This window comes from Tateyamaria sp. 7Alg 36 (assembly GCF_059882455.1).
Genome location: NZ_CM187613.1, coordinates 2,731,749 through 2,747,665, shown reverse-complemented (window position 1 = coordinate 2,747,665; position 15,917 = coordinate 2,731,749). Strand labels below are relative to the sequence as shown.

Sequence of the window (15,917 nt, the reverse complement as noted above, 5' to 3'; positions counted from 1 at the left end):
TCTTCCTCTTCCCTGTTTCATCGCGCTTAGTCGCCCATCGCGATGCCTTCGCGACGCGGATCCGCGCCGCCGTGCAACTGCTCTGCGATGGCGATGGCGTGCAGACCCGAATTCAAGTCACGTATACCGACCTCGTAGCCGAAATCCATAAGGGCGCGCTCCATTTCTGCCGCCGAAGTGCCGTCTTCGAGGTCGAAAGAGCCGAAACGGTTCACCGCATGGGGCAAGGCCACGGCCTGCTGCATATCCATCCCCCAATCCAGATGGGCGATGATCGACTTGGCCACATAACCGATGATCCGGCTACCGCCCGGACTGCCGATAGCCAGAACCGGCGCGCCGTCCTTCATCACGATGGTCGGTGCCATGGACGACCGCGGGCGTTTGGCCGGTGCGATGGCGTTGGCGATGGGCACCCCGTCCTTGTGGGTGGCAAAGCTGAAATCGGTCAGTTCGTTATTCAACAGGAACCCGTGCACCATAAGACGCGAGCCAAAGGCGTTTTCGATTGTTGTCGTCATCGACGCCACATTGCCATAGCTGTCCACAATCGACACATGCGAGGTCGAGGGCAGTTCGATGCTTTGATCGTCGGCAAGGTTCAGGCTGTGATCGAAGGCGGGGTTACCAGCAGTCACGTCCTCAAGCGCCACATCCCCCGACAGCAGCGCACCGCGTTCCGCCAGATAAACAGGGTCAAGCATACCTTTGACGGGCAGCGGCACGAAATCGCTGTCCGCCACGTACCGCCCGCGATCCGCAAAGGCCAGCCGCGAGGCATCGCCGATCAACCGCCAGCTTTCGGGATTTGCGGGCCCGAGTGCGGCAAGGTCATACCCTTCCAGCATCCCGAGGATCTGACCGACCGCCAGCGCACCCGAAGAAGGCGGGCCCATGCCGCAGACCTCGTGATCGCGATAAGGCGCGCAGATCGCTGGCCGTTCCTTCACGCGGTAGATTGACAGATCAACTTGCGACAACACGCCGGGATTGTCAGTCTGGCGCTGCACCGTGTCTTCGATATCCGCCGCGATCTGCCCGGTGTAAAACGCCTCGGCCCCGCCCACGGCCAAGCTGCGCAAGGTTGCTGCATAGTCGGGATTGTCGCGCAACGCGCCAGCTTGCAATGGCGCACCATCGGGCATGAAATAGTCCGCTGTCACGGGATAGGTCGCCAACCGCTCGGCATCCTGTGCGATCATCTGCGCAAGGCGCGGCGACACCTCGAACCCGTCAGTGGCCAGATCAATGGCCGCGTCAAACAGGCCCGCCCATGGCTGCGTGCCCCAGCGTGCGTGCAACTCTGCCAGCAACGCAGGCGTGCCCGGTGAGCCGACCGACCGCCCCCCGACCACCGCGTCGAAAAAGCCCATCGGCGTGCCGTCGTCCTTCAGGAAAAGATCAGGCGTCGCGGCCAGTGGCGCGGTCTCGCGCCCGTCGAGTGTGGTGAGCGTTTCGCTTTCCGCATCGTACCAGACCAGAAACGCGCCGCCGCCAAGGCCCGACGATTGCGGTTCGACCAGTCCCAGCACCGTTTGCACCGCAACCAGCGCATCAGCGGCAGTGCCGCCCTCTGCCAGAACATCGACACCCGCTTGCACTGCCAGCGGGTTCGCCGCCGCCACCATGTAGTTCTGCGCGACCACAGGTTTGCCCGCCTCTTTCGCGGCCTGCGCGGCGGCAATCGCGGGTGACGTGGCAAGGGCAGCGCCCGAGGTGCCCGCCTCTGGCTGGATAGCGTCGGCGGCCTGTTGCGCCAGTGCGGCACCGCAAAACAGGGTCAGGGCAGCAGTCAGTAGAAAACGCATGTCGCAATATCCTTGGCAGTGCGGAACGCGGCACGGCGCTGCGTCCGGCGGGGTGGGGTCGGGTTACAGCATCGACGGCACGACCTGATCCGGCGGGCGGTGTCCGTCGTCGAATGTCTTGATGTTGATGATGACCTTTTCGCCCATCTCGATGCGGCTTTCGCGGGTGGCCGAGCCCATATGGGGCAGCAGCACCACATTGGGCAATTCGCGCAAACGCGGGTTCACCTGCGTGCCGCCCTCGTAAACATCAAGGCCCGCGCCCGCGATCTCGCCCGCGCGCAGCATCCGTGTCAGGGCGTTCTCGTCGATCACCTCGCCGCGCGAGGTATTCACGATCACTGCGTCCGGCTTCATCAGTTTGAGGCGGCGCGCATTCATCAAGTGGAAGGTCGACGGCGTGTGCGGGCAGTTGATGGAAAGAACGTCCATCCGCGCCACCATCTGATCCAGACTGTCCCACCATGTCGCCTGCACCTCGTCCTCGACCTCGCGGCGCAGACGTCGGCGGTTGTGGTAATGCACCTGCATGCCAAAGGCCGTTGCACGGCGCGCAACCGCACGCCCGATCCGCCCCATGCCCAGAATCCCCAGACGACGCCCCGCAATGCGCCCGCCAAGGAAGGCCGTGGGCGACCAACCCTCCCAATCGCCGGACTGCATCGCGGCCATGCCCTCGGGCATCCGGCGCGTCACGGCGAGGATCAGACCCATCGCCATATCTGCCGTGTCCTCGGTCAGCACACCGGGGGTGTTCGACACAAGAATGCCGCGCTGGCGCGCCGTGGCGACGTCGATGTGATCAACCCCCGCGCCGTAATTCGCAATCAGCTTCAGCCGGTCCCCCGCCTGCCCGATCATCGCACCGTCCACCGTGTCGGTGATTGTCGGCACTAGCACATCCGCCGTTTTCATCGCCTCGACAATCTCGGCACGTGACATCGGCGCGTCCACATCGCGCAAGCGCACATCGAACAGTTCGCTCAGGCGGGTTTCGACCTCTGGCGGCAACCGTCGCGTAACGACAACACTCAGACGATCCTTTGGCATATATGCTCTCCCCGGTCTTGGCCTGTACGCCATTTGAAGGCATGGTGGAGGAAGTGAGCACGAGGCACAAGAACCTCGGCCATTCCAAGAGGCACGAGATGATGAAAACTTCCCCGATGGTGGCGGTCCTGCGGCTGGTGTTCTGCATTGGCCTTGCCCTGATAACTGCCCTTCCCGCTGTTGCAAAAGATGTCGGTACCAAGTCGGTCGGCCCTGTCACAAACCTGCCCCTGCCGCGTTATGTGTCGCTCAAGGCGGCCGAGGGCAATGTGCGCCGCGGCCCGTCCCTGTCCCACCGCATCGATTGGGTGTTCACGCGCCGCGACATGCCACTGCAAATCACCGCCGAACACGGTCACTGGCGCAGGGTCGAGGACCGCGACGGTCTTGGCGGCTGGGTGCACTACTCGCTGCTGTCCGGTACGCGCACGGTGTTGATCGAACAGGACATGCTGACCATCCGCACCCGCCCCGAGGCGCAGGCCCCCGTCGCCGCCGCACTTGAGGCCGGTGTGATCGCCCGCCTCGGCAAATGCGACACGGAATGGTGCCGCATCACTGCCGCAGGCTACAAAGGCTGGGCGCCCAAGGCGCGTCTTTGGGGTGTCGCCATGGACGAAGTGCGCAACTGACCCCATTCGCGCCGCCCTTCGGGGCGGTTTTTGCGGCTTGCCCTGCACCGGCACTGGCTTTTCAGGTCCACAGGCTACATCCTGACGCTCATACGCCACGATGAAGCGGACCCGATTTTATGCGCGCGATTTCCTATTCTTCCTTTGGTGCGGCAGCCGATGTGCTTGCCTTGCACGACCTGCCCACCCCCACCCCAAACGCCGGAGAGATCCTTGTACGGCTCAGCTTTTCCGGCGTGAACCCGTCGGATGTGAAGGCCCGCGCAGGCACCCGCCCCGGCGTGACCAAACCGCCATTTGAGCAGATCGTGCCGCATAGTGACGGCGCGGGCGTGATCGAAGCCGTGGGCGAAGGCATTTCCCCCGACCGCATCGGCACCCGCGTCTGGATCTGGAACGGGCAGTGGCAGCGCCCTTTTGGTACGGCGGCAACCCACATCTGCGTGCCTGCCGAACAGGCCGTCGCCCTGCCTGATTCCGTTTCACTGGAAACCGGCGCGATCCTTGGCATTCCGGGACTGACCGCCTGCCACGCGGTCTTTGGCGGCGGTGACGTCGCGGGCAAAACCGTGCTGGTTCAAGGCGGCGCGGGCACCGTGGGTCTGCTGGCCGTGCAACTGGCGAAATGGGGCGGCGCACGCGTTATCGCCACGGCACGCGGCGACGGCATGGATATGGCCAAAGACGCCGGCGCGGACAGCGTTCTGGACTACAGCCGTGACGATCTTGCCGCCGCGATCATCGACGCCAATGGTGGCGCGCCTGTGGCCCGCATTGTCGAGGTCGAATTCGGCATCAACGCTGCGACGGACGCCGAGGTGATCGCCCCGAACGGCACCATCGCTGCCTATGGCTCGGCCAAGGAGATGACACCGACGCTGGCCTTTGGCCCGATGCTGTTTAAGGCGGTGACCATAGACATCGTCCTGATCTATCTGCTGCCGCAACAAGAACGGCAAAGCGCGATCAAACGCCTGCATGACGCGCTGGAACAGGGTGCGCTGACCTGCCCCGTCGAACGCATCTACCCCCTTGCCGACTGCGTCGCCGCCCATGCAGCTGTCGAGGCAGGCAATCGCGCAGGCGCCATTCTGGTCGAGGTCGGCGCATGATCCGTATCCTCGTCCTACTGGTCTGCGGCCTTTTCGTTACACCTGCATTTGCCCAAACCTCGGACCAGCCGCAGGGCACCATCGCGGTCGAGGATAGCGCCACACAGGACGCCGCCATCGCCGTGCGCATCCGCGATATCCTCGCAGAGCTTGAGGGCTATGAGGACGTGACCCTTCAGGTGTCGTCGGGCATTGTCACGCTGCGCGGCACCACGCTGGATGCCAGCACGGCGGCGCGTCTGAATGATATCGTGGCCCGTGTTGCCGGTGTCGTCGCGATCGAGAACGAAGTGAGCGAGACGACCGACGTGGTCGCGCGCCTGAACCCTGCGGTCGAGCGGTTCCAAACCCGTTTCTATCAGACCATTGCGATGTTGCCGCTGGTGGCAGTGGCGGTGCTTGCCTTTGTGGTTGTGCTGTTCGCGGGCATTCTTCTGGCGCGCATGCGCTATCCGTGGGACCGGATCGCGCCGAACGCTTTTATCGCGGACCTCTACCGCCAGCTTGTGCGCATGATCTTTTTCATCAGCGGTCTGGTCATCGCGCTTGATATTCTAGGTGCGACGGCGCTGTTGGGCACCATTCTTGGTGCTGCGGGTCTGGTCGGCCTCGCCATCGGTTTTGCCGTCCGCGACACGGTCGAGAATTTCATCGCCTCGATCATGCTGTCGATTCGCCAACCCTTCCGTCCCAATGACATCGTTGAGATCGAAGGCGACGTCGGCAAGGTCATCCGCCTGACCAGCCGCGCGACGATCCTGCTAAGCTTTGATGGCAATCACATCCGCATTCCCAACGCGACCGTGTTCAAAAGCCGCATCGTCAACTTCTCGACCAACCACGAACGCCGCTTCGAATTCGAGATCGGCGTCGGCTCCGAAGGGGATCTGGGCGAAGTGCGCAAACTGGCCGAACAGGTGGTTGCGGACCTGCCGTTTGTGTTGACCGAACCAGCGCCGCTGACATGGATCGAACGGATCGGTGACGGGTCGGTCATTCTGGTCGTCACCGGATGGATCGACCAGCGCGGCACCTCCCTCGCCTTGGCCAAGGGTGAGGCGATCCGCATGGTCAAGGCCGCCATCGAAGCCGCAGGGATTGAAGTGCCCGACACCACCTACCGCATCCAGATGGTCGGCGGCACGACCGAACAGCCCAAGGCCCCCACCACCCCCACCAAGAAACGCGCACCCGAGTCTGCGATGCCCGCTCCCGCCGATGTGGGCGACAGTTCACAAGCCGCGCTGGACCGTCTGGTGGACGCGGAACGAAACGATCCGGAAAACCCCGATCTGCTGACCGAGACCGGTCCGACAGAATGATACATTTTTTCCCTGAAAGGGGCTTGCACGCGCCGCCACTCCAGACTAATTAGCGCGTCACGTTGGGATGTAGCCAAGTGGTAAGGCAACTGTTTTTGGTACAGTGTACCGTAGGTTCGAATCCTACCATCCCAGCCACTTTACTCTGAAATCACAGAACGACCGCCCCGAGGGGGTAATGTTGCGTAAGCGGCATGATTTGTTGCGCCTGCGGTTTATAAAATGCGGCGCCGACTACGCGATATAGTACCGCGTACAGAATCGGAAAATGGCACATCTTCCTATCCGCTTGCGCAATTCACTCGGTGGAACAGGGCAATTCCCGTTCACACGTCCCAAACGACGCGGAACCCTTGGTGCGTTGTGGCCGTGTCCGGTGAGTTCCCGCTGCGCGCTGCGATACGGTAGCGGAAGCAATAACTTTTGTGACAAAGGTGCGAGCCGCCCTTGAGCAGGCGATACCCGCGGCGCGACTGTTGCTGCGTGCGTACCTTTCGGCGCAGGGAGCGGACGGTGAAAGGCTCCGCCGTCCATTCCCAGACGTTGCCGACCATATTGTACAGACCATAGCCATTTGGCGTGTAGGATCGCGCTGGCGCGGTGAACAAATGCCCGTCCAGCCCCTGATTTTCGTACGGAAACCGGCCCTGCCAGATATTGCAGGGGAAGTGCGCGATATCGTCAGGCTCCGCATCCCCCCAAGGAAAGAGGACGTCCCCAAGACCGCCGCGGGCAGCGTGTTCCCATTCCGCCTCGGTCGGCAGGCGGCCACCGGCCCAGCGTGCGTAGGCCTGCGCGTCGTTCCACGAGACATGGACCACTGGATGGTCGGCACGGTCTTGCAGAACATCCCTCCCCCCGCCATCGACATCGCGCCAATTGGCCCCGTCCACGCGGTGCCACCATTCCAGCGCAGGGACGCCACTGGTCCCACCAATATTGTCCGCGACTTGAGAGTGGAACACAAAGCTCCAGCCGATGCGCTCGGCCTCCGTCACAAAGCTTGTGTCTGCGACGAAGGCCGCGAAATCCGCATTGGTGACGGCAGTGGATGACATCCGGAATGCTGTGACCCGTTTGGTTCGTAACGGTCCTTCGCCGTCGTCGGGAATATGCGGCCTGCGCGTGCCAACCAGCGCCTTTCCCCCGGGGATGTCCACGGCGCCTGCATCTGCGCGTGGCGCCGCCGCCTGTGAGATTGCCATGGCAGAAGGCACCGGTCCGCTATCCGCAGACGGGGCACAGCAGCTGCTAGGCTTCTTGTCCGGTAATTGGCTCATGCGATGGTTATCAGGGTCCGTTTGTCGCGTCGCGCGGCGCATTCGATGGCATAGGTCCAAACCGCGATGATGCTCCATGCGCCATAAAACATCACCCCGCACAGCAGTACAACATGTCCCGGCACAGGACCGATCGAAGCACGCTCGAACAACTGGTCGACACTGACCAGCGGTGTCGGATGGATCGAAAGCTTGCCGCAATAGGCCAGCACCTGAATCGCGAACACCCACGCGTAATTTTTGCGCAACCGCCGTCCAATGGCGCGGATGAAACTGATATGGAATTGGGGCCGTTCATAATCGTTGGCCAAAAGCTGTTCCCATTCGCCGTTCCGGCACCCCCCCGGGCCGCGCAACAGTGGCGCGTAAAAGTCCGTTTCCATCAACCGCGCCCGCGCGCGCCAGACGTTGAAATAGCGATACCGCCGCGCTTCCTGCATCAGAAACACGCCGACCAGCAAACCGACAAGGATCAGTGGCAATACGGTCGCATTAAGACTACCGAAGGTGACCGTGAGGGAAACGCCCGTCACGACCACCGCCCAGTTCGTGGTTGTGTCGAGGCGGGTCCGCCAGACCGTGCTGCGATAGACTTCGCCCCGATAGAGGTGGGCCAGCGCGCCCATTTCTGCAGGCGTGAAATCCGTGCGGTTCGATTTGGCGACAGGGATGACCGGCGTGGTAGGATGCAGGTTCAATTCCGACGTGTTCATGTTCATGAAGGATACCTCCTTAACTGAGGGGGAGGGTGCCGGTCAGGAGGCCGCATTTGCCCCCTGCCCCAGCCGATAGGTTAAACCGCCTGCCGTGCCGCGATCAGCGTGATCAGCTTTTGCCGGTCCTTGTCGAAATTGCGGATGCCTTCGGCAAGTTTCTCTGTCGCCATGGCGTCTTCGTTCATCTCCCAGCGGAAGCGATCCTCAGGCATTGCGATGGGGGCGATGCCACTGGCCTTTTCCGGCGACAGAGCCCGTAGCAGGTCTCCCGTGTCGTCGCCAAGTTCATCAAGAAGGTTCGGCGCGATTGTCAGGTTGTCACATCCCGCCAGCGCCTTGATCTGATCGGTATTACGGAAGGATGCGCCCATAACGGCAGTCTGAATGCCGTTTGATTTGTAATAGTCATAGATCCTGCGCACCGATTGCACGCCCGGGTCTTCGTCGGGCGCATAGTCTGCCATGCCGTCTTTCGCCTTGTGCCAATCCGTGATCCGGCCAACGAAAGGCGAAATCAGGAACACGCCCGCATCGGCGCAAGCCACCGCCTGAGCGAGGCTGAAAAGAAGAGTCAGGTTGCAGTCTATCCCCTCGTCCTGCAGAATTTTCGCTGCACGAATGCCTTCCCATGTTGCGGCAAGCTTGATCAGGATCCGGTCTTTACTAATGCCGCGCGCCGCATAATCGGCGATGATGGCGCGCGCCCGCGTCACCGAGGCGTCAGTATTGAACGAAAGATGCGCGTCTACTTCGGTCGAGACGCGACCAGGCACCAGATTACACAACCGCGCCCCCACTGTGACGGTCAGCGCATCGGCCAATTCCGAGGCATCTTTGCCCGCCTTATTTCCGGCTTCGATTTCTTGCGCGATCAGTGTTTCCGACGCGGGGTCTTGCAACGCCTTCAGCACAAGGGACGGATTTGTGGTGCAGTCCACGGGTCTGTATTTGCGCACCGCCTCAACATCTCCTGTATCGGCCACAACGTCCGTCATTTCTCGTAACTGGTCCAGTACGCTTGCCATGATCGCTCTCCGGTCGGAGGCAGCCCCTCCGCTTTGCGTTATTGTTTAAAAGTGTGAATGCCGATTGCGCTTTTGGGATAACAGCGCACAGCACGTCAGAGCCCGGCCCGTCAGGGGGCCGGGGGTCACCATCATTCAGGCGGCGTGCCTTTAGATCGGCGTCGGTTTCGGTTTTTCGTGGGCAGGAACGGCATGCGGATCTTTGAGGAATCCGGTCAACCGCTTGCGATAATCAGCGGCCAGATTGGCCCGCCCCGAGTTTTCCAGCCGCTCAAGATACAGCTCGGGATCGGAATAAAGGACCGGCCCGCGTGTGAGGTTCTGTTGCATCTTGTCAGGCCCAGAGGTGGGTCGCCCAGCATATTCGAACCACCAATCGGCCAGATCCGCCTTGAGGGGGGCCGCCAATTCCGGCTGATCCGGCATCAGATCCTTGGTCATGTTCGGATCATTGCGCAGGTCATAAAGCGCTTCGGGATCCGCCTTGTAGGTGCCCGGATGCAGCGTACGGATATACAGCAGGTCGCCTTTCCGCACCGCGCGTTGGAAAGTGTGGACCCCCTGACTGAGGATCAGGTGGTCACGTCCCTTGAAATCCTCGCCGCGCAGAACCGGCGCAAATGACTTGCCGTGCCAGCCTTCGGGCGTGGGCAGGCCCAGCATGTCACACAAGGTAGGCCCGAAATCGAGGTGATAGAACAGCCCGTCATGCGACCGTTTTTCCTCGGGCAATTTGTCCGTCACACCAGGCCAGTGCACGACAAGCGGCACCCGCGTCGTGGCCGGATGGGCATAGGCGTGTTCGCCGTAAATACCATGTTCGCCAAAGGCTTCGCCGTGATCTGCGGTGAATACGATGGCCGTATCCTGATCAATGCCCAGATCTTTCAGCTTTTGCAGAATCCGGCCGATGTGATGGTCGATATACGAAATCGCGCCGTCATAGCCGTTAATCAACTGTTCAAAATCGGCACGGTTCGTGATCGCATGCGGCGTGATATCGGGGCTTGGCGAAGGATCGCCATAGGCCCCGTGCAAATCCTTGGCAGTCGCAGCGCCATACAAATCCTGATGCTGGGCAATCGCGTCTTCGTCCGGCCACGCGGGAGCAGGGCCACTTGCCGCCGCGCGGTCAAGCGTTTCGCGATCAATCTGATAGTCCCGATGCGCATCCCAAAAGTTCAACATCAGGAACCACTTGTCATCCGCGCCGCGCCGGTCCAGCCAGTCCAGCGCCGTATCGGTGACGTCGGCGGCATCCTCATCGATACCCAAAGACAGGCTCGGGCGCAGGAACTCCATGAAATTTCCGTGGAACCAGTAGGCCTGATGCCGTTCAGCAAAACAGGTCATCCCCACTGTGTGGTAGCCACCTGTGTTGGCAAGGTGAAAGCCAAGAAAGGGCGCATTGCTGCGCTGGCTGCGGGATTCCGTCAGATACATGTCGCCGTCATTGGCCTGATGACCGACGATACCCGTCGAGATACCGAACCGTTGCGTGGTGAATGCGCCGCGCGATGGCATGCAGGGCGTATCGGAGCTGTGGTATTCATCGAATCGCACCCCTTTGTCCGCGATAGACTGGATATTCGGGGTCAACTTACGGGCATAGCCGTAGGGCGAGGTGTGGTCCGGTCGCAGAGAATCTACGTCGATGTAAATGATGCGCATGGGGCCCCTCGCTTTGGTAGATGTGGAAAGTTTGCAACAAACAAATACCACCACAAAATACCAAAATCAAACATAAAAGCCCAAAATACTGGGCAGTTACTCAGATAAAACAGTGATATTTGGGAACGTACGAAAGCTCGCAAACACCGGATCAAGCCGCGAGCACGACTTCCACGTCAAACTCGGCAAGAACTGCCGCCATTTCCGGTGGTAACGGTGCGTCGGTGATCAGAACGTCGATACTGTCAAACCCCATAACCCGCACCGCCGAGGATTTCCCGACCTTGGAACTGTCGAGCATGAGCACCCGAGAATGCGCCTGCATCGCGAGGGTTTTCTTGATTTCCGCATCCTCGAAGGAGTAGTCGAACAGGCCGTCTTCGGTAATGCCAGCCACCGCGAGAAAAGCAATTTCGAACCGGAAATCCCGCAAATATGCGACGGTTTGCGCCCCGACAGTTGACGGGTCGGCCCCCGCGATGCGCCCACAGGGGGCGTAGATTTGCATCTGGTTCTTCGCCAATACGCGCTGGATCGGCAATGACGCACACACAATGTGGACCGAACTGTCAGAGATCAGCGACGCCAGTTCAAAACAGGTTGTGCCCACGTCGATGGCAACGGTCGAGCGCGATTCAATCCGCCGCACGGCAGTGGCCGCGATGCGTTTCTTTTCCGACCTGTTACGGGTTGCACGGTTTTCAACGCTGGGTTCGATCATCTCGAACACTTTACTGCGCAAATCATCGTTGGAATGCGCACCGCCATGGGTCCGCACCACGTGCCCTTCGGCCCCCAGCTTGTCCATATCCCGCCGGATCGTCATTTCGGACACGCCCAGACGTTCGGCAATATCGCTGACGGACGCGTGGCCGTTGCTCTCGACTTCGGCCAGAATGGCCTCGAGCCGGACAGTGGCAGGGATGCGTTTGGCGGTCATTTATACAACTCAGTTTGAATTCCGGTCAGCATACACTGTATCTATCAAAAACGAACAAAAATTGTCAACGTGATCAAAGGACGTCCGCCGGATTACTCCGGCGGCCGCATATGCGCCCAAGGCGCAGCAAGTTCGTAGGCCCGTGACGCCTGCATTACCAGCGCGTCAGCATGGCGCGCCCCGACAATCTGCAGGCCAATCGGCAAACCACCCTTGGACAGCCCCGCAGGAACACTCGCCGCCGGTTTGTGGAACAAGTTGAACGGAGAACTGAACGGCGCCCATTCCATCCAGTCCCATTCGTGTTCGGGATAATTTTTGGGCAGAAGCCGACCGTTGGTGACCGGCAGACAAGCGACAGAAGGTGTCAGCAGCAGGTCGTGTTGACCGAACCATGCGACCAGACGCTGGTAGATCGGGAACGCCTTGACCTTATCGAACAGGAACTCGCCCGAGGTTTGCTCCAATGCGCCGCGGGCGCATGCAACGAGGGCAGGATCAAGCACATCCAGATGGTCGCCAAGGCGGTGGTTCACGATGGCGGACATGATTGCCTGCCAGTTGCGCTTGGCAATTTCCATCGACCCCGATAGGTCAAGGTCCGCTGGCACCACTTCGGCCCCAAGATCGCTGAAACGCTGTGCGGCAGCTTCGCAAGTCGCAAGTACCTCTGGGTCGATCTTTTCGACAAAGCCAAGGTCCGCGCTCCACCCGACCCGCAAGCCATTCAACGGCTTGTCGAGGTTTTCCAGATATTTGGGCGATGGGTCTTCCAGAGAATAGAGGTCGCGATCATCAGGGCCGGCACAAACCTCCATCATCATGGCGGCATCGGTCACGGTGCGGGACAGCGGGCCGTAATGAGTGTGCTGGTTGGTGTTGGGCAGCATCAGCGGGATGCGCCCGTGCGAAGGCTTCAGTCCGTAGATGCCGCAGAAAGATGCCGGTATACGGATCGAACCGGCGCCGTCGGTGCCCGTCGCCAACGGCGCCATCCCCGCCGCGACCGCCACCGCAGAACCACCGGAACTACCACCCGGATTGCGCGATTTGTCCCACGGGTTATGGGTCATCCCGTGCAATTCCGAATAGGTCAGCCCGATCCACGCCATATCCGGCGTCGTGGTTTTGCCCAGTGGGATCGCCCCCGCCGCTTCCATTCGCTCGATGATCGGAGAGAAACCGGTGGCCACATTATCCTTGCTGGGAAACGAGCCAACCGTCGTCACCTGCCCCTTGTAATCGTCCGAGTCCTTGATCGCATAGGGCACGCCATGCAGCGGCCCCCAGAACTCGCCCCGCATCTGGGCCTCTTCGGCTTTTTTGGCCTTGTCGCGGGCAATGTCGAACATCGGCAGGCAGAAGGCGTTCAATTCGCCATCCAGCTTTTCAATGCGAGCAATGCAGGCTTCTGTCACTTCGACCGGCGATAGCGTCTTGTCCCGCACCCGCGATGCAATTTCCGATGCGTCCATCCAGTGTAATTCTGTTGCAGTCATCGGCTTAGATCCTTTGACCCGTCAGCGCATCGAACAGATGCACCGCGCTAAGACGCAACGAAACGCGGATTTCCTGTCCGGGGCGTAGGTTCAACCGTTCTTGCTGGGTGATCTGCACCACCTGTCCGCCGATTGTGCCGGTCAGGATGGTTTCATTGCCTGTCGGCTCAACCACGTCGACTTTCATCACCGCCATGCCGTCACCTTGGACGATCTCGAAATGCTCTGGCCGGATGCCGTATTTCGCGGCCCGTCCATCCGGATTGGCGGCCCCGTCAGGCAAGGGCAAGGTGCTGCCATCGCTCAGCTTGAACACCGATCCTTCGATCATACCTTCCAGCAGGTTGATGGAGGGGGAGCCGATGAATGTCGCGACAAATTCGTTCACTGGCGCATCGTACAGTTCCAACGGCGACCCGATCTGTTCGATGTGACCGCCCCGCATCACCACGATGCGATCTGCCATTGTCATCGCTTCGATCTGGTCGTGCGTGACATAGACAGAGGTCGCGCCCAGCCGTTGGTGCAGGGATTTGATCTCGGTCCGCATCCGCACGCGCAGCTTGGCATCGAGGTTCGACAGCGGCTCGTCGAACAGGAACACTTTGGGGCTGCGCACGATGGCCCGTCCCATAGCGACACGCTGGCGCTGACCACCGGACAGTTCGCGCGGGAAACGGTCCAGATAGTCGGTCAGGTTCAGCGTTGCTGCCGCTTCGCGGATGCGGGCATCCATATCCTCGGCAGGCACCTTGGCCAACTTGAGGGCGAAGCCCATGTTCTGTGCCACAGTCATATGCGGGTAAAGCGCATAGCTTTGGAATACCATCGCGATGTCACGGTCGCGGGGCGCGATGTCGTTCATCACTTCGCTGTCGATGCTGACGATCCCGCCGGTGACATCCTCCAGCCCTGCGATCATCCGAAGCAAGGTGGACTTCCCGCAGCCCGAAGGACCGACGAGGGCCACGAATTCCCCGTCCTGAATGTTGAGGTCGATGCCATGGATCACCTCGACGGTACCATAGTTCTTCTTGAGGTTTTCTACTGAAACATTGGCCATGGGGTTATCCTTTGACTGCGCCGGCCGTCAGGCCTTTGACAAGGTATTTTTGCAAGAGAAGCACCAACGCGAGGGTCGGAGCGAGACCGATCAGGCAGATCGCCATCATGACGGTGAAAAAGACGAACTGGTCGGACACCAATCCTGCCAGCACCACCGGCAAGGTCATATATTCAGGCTTGGAGGCGATGATCAGCGGGATCAGCAACTCGTGCCACGAGATGATAAAGATGATCACACCACACGCTGCCAGCGCCGGTGTCGACAGCGGCACGACGATGCGCACATAGGCACCAAATCGCGAGCAGCCATCAAGCCGAGCGGATTCCTCAAGCTCTTTGGGGAATGCTTGGAAATAGGGCACCAGAATGATGATCGCATAGGGCAGCAACAGCCCCACTTCGGCCATGATGATCCCCGGTAAGGTGTTGAGCAAACCGATGTTTCGCATCACCACAAACAGCGGCAGCATCAATACGATCAAAGGCACCATGCGGCTGACGACCGTCATATTCATCAGATAGGTCGTCCAGCTAAGCCGAAGCCGCGTGACCGTCAGTGCCGTCAGTGTCGCCAGCGTCAGCGTCAGCACGGTCACACTTGTGGCGACGATCATCGAGTTCAGGAAGGCATTGCGAAACCACGTGACCGAGTTCGGCAGATAGTCGATCCCCTGAAAGGACTCGCCCTTGTTTTCCCCGCCCGACAGGATCAGACGGAAGTTATCCAGCGTGTATTCGGCAGGCAGCAATGCCCAGACATCCGCGTGCAGCGTCCGTTCCGATTGCAAAGCACCAAGGACCACAGGCACCAGCGGCAGGATCAAAAAGCAGATCACCAGCACGTTGGCGAGGTACATGAAGATGCGGTAACGCCAAGTCATTCTCTTCATGATCAGTACTCCACTTTCTTATAGACGTAGCGGACATAGGCAATGGCCACGACACCGACGATCAGCGCCAGAACATAGGCAGATGCGGCACCCACCCCGATGTCGAAAGGCGGATTGAACGAGGTCTTGTAGGTGTACCAGGCCGCAACCCACGTATCGTTGCCAGGCCCGCCTTGGGTGATCGCGAAAATCTCGTCGAAGATCATGAAGGCAAAGGTAGTCCGCAGGATCAGTGTCACCGCGATGATGGGGCGCAGCAGCGGCAGGGTGATATAGCGGAACTTCTCCCATACTGTCGCGCGGTCAAGCTCGGCAGCCTCATAGAGATGGTCGGGAATACCCTGAAGCGCGGCATGGTATAGCAGGATATTGAAGGGAACAGTGCGCCAGACATAGGCGATGATGATCGCCATAAAGGCGGTCGAAGGATTGCCCAGCCAGATCACCTGCTCCTCGATAAAGCCGAGCTGGTACAGCAAGCGGTTCAGATAACCGAACTGGGTGTTGAAGATAAACGCCCACAGGAAACCGTTGACGATTGGCGGCACCGCCCAAGGGACAAGGATCAGGAACTTGGTGACCTTGGACAATTTCACCCGATGCTCGTTGATGACAAGTGCAATGGCGAGGCCGATTACCACCTCCAGCGCAACCGAGATCACCACAAACAGCACTGTGTTCTTCAGCGACTTCCAGAACACCGGATCACGGAACAGTTCGGCGTAGTTTTCCCAGCCGGTAAAGGAATATTCACCGGTGCGCAGTTCGCGCACGCCAACCTCGTGGAAGGAAAGGTAACCCGCGAAAAAGATCGGGTAAGCGAGGATGAGAACGAAACATATCAGTGTCGGGATGTTCATCCCCAATGCCAACCAAGAGGGGGCTAACTCCCCCCACCGACGTTTCC

At 60.3% G+C, this 15,917-nt stretch carries 14 protein-coding genes and 1 tRNA gene; 4 read left to right on the top strand and 11 right to left on the bottom strand.

From position 1 onward, the window contains the following. Positions 1–26: 26 nt before the first annotated feature. Entirely contained in the window at positions 27–1,808 is a 1,782-nt protein-coding gene (ggt, locus tag AC6GQJ_RS13400) for a gamma-glutamyltransferase (RefSeq protein WP_500769049.1), read from the bottom strand. 63 nt (positions 1,809–1,871) lie between these two features. Then, positions 1,872–2,858, bottom strand: coding sequence for a 2-hydroxyacid dehydrogenase (locus AC6GQJ_RS13395; RefSeq protein ID WP_500769047.1), 987 nt, complete (start codon positions 2,856–2,858; stop codon positions 1,872–1,874). Positions 2,859–2,956: 98 nt separating this feature from the next. Here AC6GQJ_RS13395 and AC6GQJ_RS13390 point away from each other — a divergent pair, with 98 nt between their 5' ends. From AC6GQJ_RS13390 to AC6GQJ_RS13375, 4 genes are all read left to right on the top strand, one after another. Further along, positions 2,957–3,490, top strand: coding sequence for an SH3 domain-containing protein (locus AC6GQJ_RS13390; protein WP_500769045.1), 534 nt, complete (start codon positions 2,957–2,959; stop codon positions 3,488–3,490). Between the two features lie 119 nt (positions 3,491–3,609). Beyond that, the gene (locus tag AC6GQJ_RS13385) at positions 3,610–4,602 is read left to right on the top strand and encodes an NADPH:quinone reductase (protein WP_500769043.1); all 993 of its coding nucleotides are present in this window, start codon (positions 3,610–3,612) and stop codon (positions 4,600–4,602) included. Then, a complete protein-coding gene (locus AC6GQJ_RS13380) occupies positions 4,599–5,924 on the top strand; it encodes a mechanosensitive ion channel domain-containing protein (RefSeq protein ID WP_500769041.1) in 1,326 nt (441 codons plus the stop codon). The genes AC6GQJ_RS13385 and AC6GQJ_RS13380 overlap by 4 nt, the downstream gene beginning before the upstream one ends. Before the next feature lie 63 nt (positions 5,925–5,987). Continuing rightward, a tRNA-Gln gene (locus tag AC6GQJ_RS13375) sits at positions 5,988–6,062 on the top strand. Positions 6,063–6,250: 188 nt separating this feature from the next. Here AC6GQJ_RS13375 and AC6GQJ_RS13370 read toward each other — a convergent pair. The 9 genes from AC6GQJ_RS13370 to AC6GQJ_RS13330 all read right to left on the bottom strand — a co-directional run bounded on the left by AC6GQJ_RS13370 (position 6,251) and on the right by AC6GQJ_RS13330 (position 15,870). Next, positions 6,251–7,129, bottom strand: a complete 879-nt coding sequence (locus tag AC6GQJ_RS13370) for a formylglycine-generating enzyme family protein (protein WP_500769039.1) — start codon at positions 7,127–7,129, stop codon at positions 6,251–6,253. A gap of 71 nt (positions 7,130–7,200) precedes the next feature. Then, a complete protein-coding gene (locus AC6GQJ_RS13365; RefSeq protein ID WP_500769037.1) occupies positions 7,201–7,923 on the bottom strand; it encodes a DUF2270 domain-containing protein in 723 nt (240 codons plus the stop codon). Between the two features lie 74 nt (positions 7,924–7,997). Beyond that, positions 7,998–8,945 (bottom strand): transaldolase, encoded by a 948-nt coding sequence (gene tal, locus AC6GQJ_RS13360; protein WP_500769035.1) that lies wholly within the window; start codon positions 8,943–8,945, stop codon positions 7,998–8,000. Positions 8,946–9,095: 150 nt separating this feature from the next. Continuing rightward, a complete protein-coding gene (locus AC6GQJ_RS13355) occupies positions 9,096–10,616 on the bottom strand; it encodes a sulfatase family protein (protein ID WP_500769033.1) in 1,521 nt (506 codons plus the stop codon). A gap of 151 nt (positions 10,617–10,767) precedes the next feature. After that, a complete protein-coding gene (locus AC6GQJ_RS13350) occupies positions 10,768–11,556 on the bottom strand; it encodes a DeoR/GlpR family DNA-binding transcription regulator (protein WP_500769031.1) in 789 nt (262 codons plus the stop codon). A gap of 92 nt (positions 11,557–11,648) precedes the next feature. Beyond that, positions 11,649–13,055 carry an amidase gene (locus AC6GQJ_RS13345; protein WP_500769029.1) on the bottom strand — a complete coding sequence of 469 codons (1,407 nt, stop codon included), beginning with the start codon at positions 13,053–13,055 and terminating at the stop codon, positions 11,649–11,651. A 4-nt stretch (positions 13,056–13,059) separates the two neighbouring features. After that, positions 13,060–14,118: an ABC transporter ATP-binding protein gene (locus AC6GQJ_RS13340; protein WP_500769027.1), complete on the bottom strand. Its 1,059-nt coding sequence runs from the start codon at positions 14,116–14,118 to the stop codon at positions 13,060–13,062. A 4-nt stretch (positions 14,119–14,122) separates the two neighbouring features. Continuing rightward, positions 14,123–15,010 (bottom strand): carbohydrate ABC transporter permease, encoded by an 888-nt coding sequence (locus tag AC6GQJ_RS13335; RefSeq protein ID WP_500769025.1) that lies wholly within the window; start codon positions 15,008–15,010, stop codon positions 14,123–14,125. A 2-nt stretch (positions 15,011–15,012) separates the two neighbouring features. Continuing rightward, on the bottom strand, positions 15,013–15,870 hold the full coding sequence (locus tag AC6GQJ_RS13330) for a carbohydrate ABC transporter permease (RefSeq protein WP_500769023.1): 858 nt from the start codon (positions 15,868–15,870) through the stop codon (positions 15,013–15,015). Between the last annotated feature and the right edge of the window lie 47 nt (positions 15,871–15,917).